Origin of the sequence: Bradyrhizobium uaiense, from assembly GCF_010811875.1 — a bacterium.
GTDB classification, from domain to species: Bacteria; Pseudomonadota; Alphaproteobacteria; order Rhizobiales; family Xanthobacteraceae; genus Bradyrhizobium; species Bradyrhizobium uaiense.
Map to the genome: position 1 here is coordinate 1 of NZ_VKHP01000388.1, position 5,705 is coordinate 5,705.

Here is a 5,705-nt window from a genome sequence, read left to right on the forward strand (position 1 = left end):
GAGGATCCAGGTATCACCCTCGCGTTTGGCGGTGGTGGTAAGGCCGCCGCTCGCGCCGGAGCCGGTCAGCGGTTCGGTCAGGCCGAAGCACCCGATCTTTTCCCAGCGTGCCATCTGCGGCAGCCAGTGCTGCTTTTGCTCCTCTGAGCCGTCGAGATAGATCGAGCCCATTGCGAGACCGCTGTGCACGCCGAAGAAAGTGCCGATCGAGGGATCGACCCGCGCCATCTCCATCGCGACGTAACCGAACAGCTTCTGGCTGCCGCCGGCGCAACCATAGCCCTCATAGCCGAGCCCGCCGATGCCGAGCTCCTTGAACGCAGGCAGCAGCTCGAAGGGGAAGGCGTCGTCGGACCAGTATTTGGCGATGATGGGCTTCACCTTGGATTCCATGAAGGCCCGCACCTTCTTCACAACCGCGAGCTCGTCGGGGCTCAGAAGCTCGACGAGTTGATAGAAGTCGCCGTTCGGCACCGGCAGTGCCTTTGGTGCGTCGGTCTTGCGGGCTGCGGTTGCTGTGGCCATCTGGATCTCCTTTGACTGCGGCTTGGTAAGCCTGAGAAGTTGAACGATCGGTCTCGCGCCTAATCTGATGTCTAAGCGGTCCGAGCGCTTGAAGGGGTTTGCCGTGTCGGGGACGTTCTTGCCGCCTTTGTTCGGGCGGCATGTTGCGTTCGCTTGAAACGCACAAAGCCTCCGAAGGCGGATGCCTTTGGAGGCTTTGGTTCGGCCGGACCGCGTGGAAAGTCTTCAGGCCACGTGTTCCGCCAGTTTCGGTTGGTCGGCCTTGGCGACCTTCTTGCGCAGTTCGATCAGACCCAGCAGGATCTCGTCACGTTCCGCCGCCAGCTCGTCGACCGACCGTGCGCCGACTTCGGCATGGACGCCGTCGATCAGCTTCTTCTGAACCTCCGGCGTCAGATGCGGATTACCCAGCACTTTCCACCAGGCCTCCATCGGACCGGTGAATTGCTGGAAGAAATGCTCGATGCCACCCTGGCCACCGCCGAGATGGTTGAGAAGCACCTGGCCCATGATTCCCCAGCGAAGGCCGGGGCCCCAACTCACGGCGGTGTCGACATCAGCGACGCTGACGACGCCTTCGGCAACGAGGTGATAGACTTCCCTCGCGAGCGCGGCCTGCAGGCGGTTGGCGACGTGGCCCGGAACCTCCTTGTTCAGGCGGACGGGGCGCTTGCCGAGACTAGCATAGAACTCGATTGCTCGTTGTATCGTCTCTTCGGAGGTCTTGGCGCCGCCGACGATCTCGACCAGCGGCACCAGGTGCGGCGGATTGAAGGGATGGCCGATGACGCAGCGCTCGGGGTGAGAAGGGCAGGCCGACTGGATCTCGCTCATGGTCAGGCCGGAAGAGCTCGAGGCGATGATGACATCGGCGGGCAACAGTTCGTCCAGCTGTTTGTAGAGCGTCCGCTTGAAGTCTATCTTCTCGGGGCCGTTCTCCTGCACCAGATCGACGTTCTTGACGGCCGTCGCTAGCGCCGCGGTAAAGCTCAGCTTGCTTTGCGACGCGCCGGACGCGAGGCCTAGTCGCTGCAGCGCGGGCCAGGCTGCCGCAACGAAGCGCTTCAAAGCCGCTTCCGCGTCCGGCGCAACGTCGGTTGCGACGACCTCGAGGCCGTTCGCAAGAAAGAGGGCCGCCCAACTGGCTCCGATGACGCCGGTGCCGATCACAGCGACGCGGCGGATGGGCTTGTTCTCTGACATGTCAGTTCTCCTGCGGGATTTCGGCATAGGCGATGCCGGTGAGGTTGCCTTGGGCGTAGAGGAAGTTTCGTTCGCCTGATCCATCGAGATGCGCGGAGTAGATCGAACCTGCGAAGTCGGTCACGAACATGCGGTCGCCGGGCACATCGAGTGCGATGCCGATCCCCTCCATCAGGTGCGTCACCACGATTTCCGGCTCGGCGGGCTTGTTGTCGATCGAAGCCCTGTTCACCGTATTGCCGCGCGGGGGATCGCCGCGGTCGGTCCAGTACAGGATGCGGTTCTTGACATCGAGCTCGAGGTCGATCGGCTCGGGCAGGCGATTGAAGAAGACCTCGATGTCTGACCGGTTGGCAGCGGTCTGCCCCGCCGGAATCTCGAGGTTGGCACAGAAAATACGGCCACGGCCGGCGTTATCGGGACCTTTCTGACTCCAATAGATCTTGCGATGCTTCGGATCGATCGTCAGTCCGACGCACCACCTCGTCTGGTCGCGGCTGTCGGCTTCGCCGTGGCCCGCTTCGATCAGCGTCTCGATCTGCGAGCCGTCGCGATTGGCGCGCATCACGCGCATGCCCTCGCGGTCGCACCAGTAGAGCTTGTCGCCCTTCTCGTCGAGAATGATCTGCTTCGGCGTATGGGTATGTCCCTGCGGCACGATCATCTTGCGGTTCGTGCCGTCGAGGTCGGCACGCTCGATCGATCCATCATCGAGATTGGGAACACCCATGTTTGTCCAGTAGATGTGGCCGTTCGCGACGTCCACCACGATGCCGTCGGGCAGGTGGGCGCCGGTAACGATGGTCTTGCGGTCGGAGCCGTCGGTATTCATCGAATGAATGGCGCCGGCATTGAGCTCCAGGACGAATAGGCGGGTGTGGGTGGTCACCGCGCCTGCGAGGGGGGGCGGTTTCAGGATCGTTTCGGACATGCGTCACCTGTCTGCTGTCGCCTCGACCGGAACTCGGCCAGGTTCAAGCCGCGACTGTGATGCAAGTCGGCTCGTGCTTATTGAATGGGATTGCTGCGCCCGGAATGGTTTTGCCGATTCTCCGGGGGAGGGTCGCTCGCGACCTTACTCGGTTCAGGATCAATAGCCGGCGTCACTTTCGGTCCGCTGTGCCTCCAAAACTCGACAATACACATAGTCGAGAGCCTCTTTGCCGTCGCGGGCAATGACGGCCTCGTTCGCGAGCATGCGCTCGCCAAGGGCTGTAAGCTCAATATTCCCTTGGATCGTCCGCAACGACCAGAATGTGCCCGAATTCACTCACGACACGCTCATCTTTCCACGAACTGACGTTTGGCTTTAGGTAATGAGAAGTAGAAGGTGGCTCCTTGATCGACCGTCCCTTCGGCTCGTACCGCCCCGCCATGGCGATGAACGATGCGCTGGACGGTCGCCAGTCCTATACCGGTGCCTTCGAACTCGTCGGCTCGATGCAACCGTTGAAATACGCCGAAGAGTTTGTCGACATACTTCATGTCGAAGCCAACACCGTTGTCCCTCACGAAGATCTCCGACTTGTCTCCACGTCCATCAACAGAACCAACTTCGATTTTGGCCGGGCGACGTGTGCCGGAGAACTTGACCGCGTTGGAAAGCAGATTTACGAGAGCCACCCTCAGCAGGGCGCGGTCTCCATAGCAGACCGGAAGCGGGCCGATTTTCCAGGAGATATCCTGTCCCTTCCCCTGCGCTTCGATTTCGGAAGCCACATCCGCGACCAGCTGTTGCAGGTCCACCGCCGTCGTCCTGGTTTCGGTCCGCCCGATCCTGGAAAATGCCAGCAAATCGTCGATCAGATTTCCCATTCGTTTTGCCGATTCGAGAATTGTCTGCACATATCTCTGACCCTCCTCGTCGAGGCATTTCGACGCGTGCTTTAGCAAAAGCTCCGAGTAGCCAAGGAGATGGCGCAAGGGTGCACGCAAGTCGTGCGATACCGAATAGGCAAACGACTCGAGTTCCTTGTTGGCTGCTGCCAGCTCCGCAGCGCGCCCGGTCAGCTCGTGGTTGAGCTTGCGGATTTCAGCATCACGCCGCTGATCTGCGATTTTTTCGGCGTAAAGCTCGCCAATTCGGATCGCGTTCTTGCGGAACACCTCGACCGCCTGGGCCATTTCTCCGATCTCGTCATTCCGATCTTGCGCGGGGACCGAGATCGTTGTTTCGCCATGCGCGAGGCGGCCCATCACGATCGTCATTTCTTGCAGCGGACGCGCGATCCGCGCGCTTGCGAACCAGACTGCAATCCCCATGAGCAACACTGCGGCTGCAAGGACCATCAGACCGATCGCCAGGTTCAGCCGGCTCCGAGCCTGCATCTCGCTCGCAAACTGACGCGTCGATTCCGTCGCTGCCTCTCCAAGGCGGAGTATGGAGCCAATCGCCTCAGTCGATTGGTCGAACCAGTCTTGTGCCGACAGCGGGTATGGCTCATCGGCGAGACCTGCCTTGTATACGGCCTCTCGGTCCTGCTGGAACCGACCAAACATCACGTCTCGGACAGTCTTGGTCGCAGTAACAAGCGCAGGCGCAGCGCCAGGCTCGGTTGTGATTGCCTGAACTATCTCCCACGCATACTCGACATTTCCGCGCGCGACACCCAAAGCGATAAGCTGTTCACCTCGAAGCGGCGCCCCGGCCTGGATCGCTCCGTTCAGCATGCCACGCTCGCGTCCAGCGTACTCGGCCATGACCCAAGCGGCATGCTTGAGCCGCTGCAGCGCCTGCAGACGTGTTTCCATCGAATCTGAATTGATCTCGGCAGCCAGTCGCAGACGCTGCGAAACTTCGATCAGCCTGGTCATCGCTGGAAACCAAGCTGTCCGCAACTCGGCATCGCGCTCACTGGGGGGCTTCGAAACCTCAGCATCGACGCGCAAGCGGAGCTGATCTATGTCGCGCAGCAGACCGTTTGCCTTGCGCAGCAGCGACTGCACGGCCGGGGATTTGTCGTCTTCGAGGCGCGCCGCTGCCTCCGTGAAGGCTGCGTCGGCCATCTTGCGGTGCTCGTCGATTTGGCTGCGGACTTCGGCTTTGAGCGGCGGCTCCGCGCTTAGCACGCCGTTCGTGATGCCGCGCTCTACGGCCCAATGGGCTGCGGCGGACAGGAGCAGGTCCGCCGTTGTATTGCTTTGGGAGGCCTGTGTGGCGAGCGCGCCCGCACGCCAAGCGCTCGTCGCGTTCAGTGCCAGAGTAACGGTGAGCATGGTGCCCATGGCGCCCACCAAGGCGAACAGCAGGGTCCGCAGCGACAAGGTTCGCACGATCGTAATGACGCGGCTCATGGGATGCTCCAAGGATTCCGCTTTGGGCCCTGGCTTCACAAAAAACACGACGCGTTGCGGTGGCAATAGAACCGGCCTGCCTGATTTTTTCCGATTTAAAGGAGTACGTCCTCAGCGAAGCGAAAGCACGGGCCCTCCGCTCACACGCGTCCAGCCCCGCCACTGTCTTTACCGATCTTGCTCCCTACAAAGGAACCGTGCGATCTCAAGAGTAGGGCCGGGTGGTTTCACGAACACCAGCGAAGGTTCGAATTGGGTCAAAAGTGGCTGTGGGACCACCGCGGGGGCGTCGGGTCTACCGCCGAAGCGGACGCCAAATGCGTGCGCCGCCAAGTTGGCCTTTGCGCCAACAGTTGTGCGTGAGTTGTCCAATCCTTGTGGCGACAAGCATCGTAGGTCGCGGGGAGCTCAAATGGAATCAGCAGCGATTGTTTGCCATGCTTTGCGCAGACCTTCGAGAAATCGCTCGCGGTCGGCAACTTGTGCGAACGGCCGAACCAGGCGCTCGTCGTTCGGCGTCACTCCCGGCAAACGATACAGCAACTGATCCACCGCGGCGCGAGAGGCCGGATTGCTTCCAAGATGTCCGTGGGCAGCAGCCAAAACCACGTAAATGTCGGGAAACACGCGATTTGCTTCACGGGCGAGTTCAGCGAACGCGACAGCCTCTTCGTATCGCTGGG

At 61.1% G+C, this 5,705-nt stretch carries 5 protein-coding genes and 1 pseudogene; all 6 read right to left on the minus strand.

The window, feature by feature from the left end; genetic code table 11:
- Positions 1 to 525, minus strand: a 525-nt coding sequence (locus FNJ47_RS44295) for an acyl-CoA dehydrogenase family protein (protein WP_175068510.1), incomplete at its 3' end; no start/stop codon positions are given.
- A gap of 225 nt (positions 526 to 750) precedes the next feature.
- Positions 751 to 1,728 (minus strand): 3-hydroxyacyl-CoA dehydrogenase NAD-binding domain-containing protein, encoded by a 978-nt coding sequence (locus FNJ47_RS44300; protein ID WP_163162847.1) that lies wholly within the window; start codon positions 1,726 to 1,728, stop codon positions 751 to 753.
- A gap of 1 nt (position 1,729) precedes the next feature.
- Positions 1,730 to 2,659, minus strand: coding sequence for a DUF5050 domain-containing protein (locus FNJ47_RS44305; protein WP_163162849.1), 930 nt, complete (start codon positions 2,657 to 2,659; stop codon positions 1,730 to 1,732).
- A 159-nt stretch (positions 2,660 to 2,818) separates the two neighbouring features.
- The gene (locus FNJ47_RS44310) at positions 2,819 to 2,998 is read right to left on the minus strand and encodes a response regulator (protein WP_163162851.1); all 180 of its coding nucleotides are present in this window, start codon (positions 2,996 to 2,998) and stop codon (positions 2,819 to 2,821) included.
- An 11-nt stretch (positions 2,999 to 3,009) separates the two neighbouring features.
- A complete protein-coding gene (locus FNJ47_RS44315) occupies positions 3,010 to 5,022 on the minus strand; it encodes a sensor histidine kinase (protein WP_163162853.1) in 2,013 nt (670 codons plus the stop codon).
- 408 nt (positions 5,023 to 5,430) lie between these two features.
- Positions 5,431 to 5,705, minus strand: a pseudogene (locus FNJ47_RS44320) (adenylate/guanylate cyclase domain-containing protein); the annotation flags it as partial.

Excerpts from the sequence above, each read along its gene's own strand:
- FNJ47_RS44300 (WP_163162847.1), bottom strand. The coding sequence starts at position 1,728 with ATGTCAGAGAACAAGCCCATCCGCCGCGTCGCTGTGATCGGCACCGGC.
- FNJ47_RS44305 (WP_163162849.1), bottom strand. The coding sequence starts at position 2,659 with ATGTCCGAAACGATCCTGAAACCGCCCCCCCTCGCAGGCGCGGTGACC.
- FNJ47_RS44315 (WP_163162853.1), bottom strand. The coding sequence starts at position 5,022 with ATGAGCCGCGTCATTACGATCGTGCGAACCTTGTCGCTGCGGACCCTG.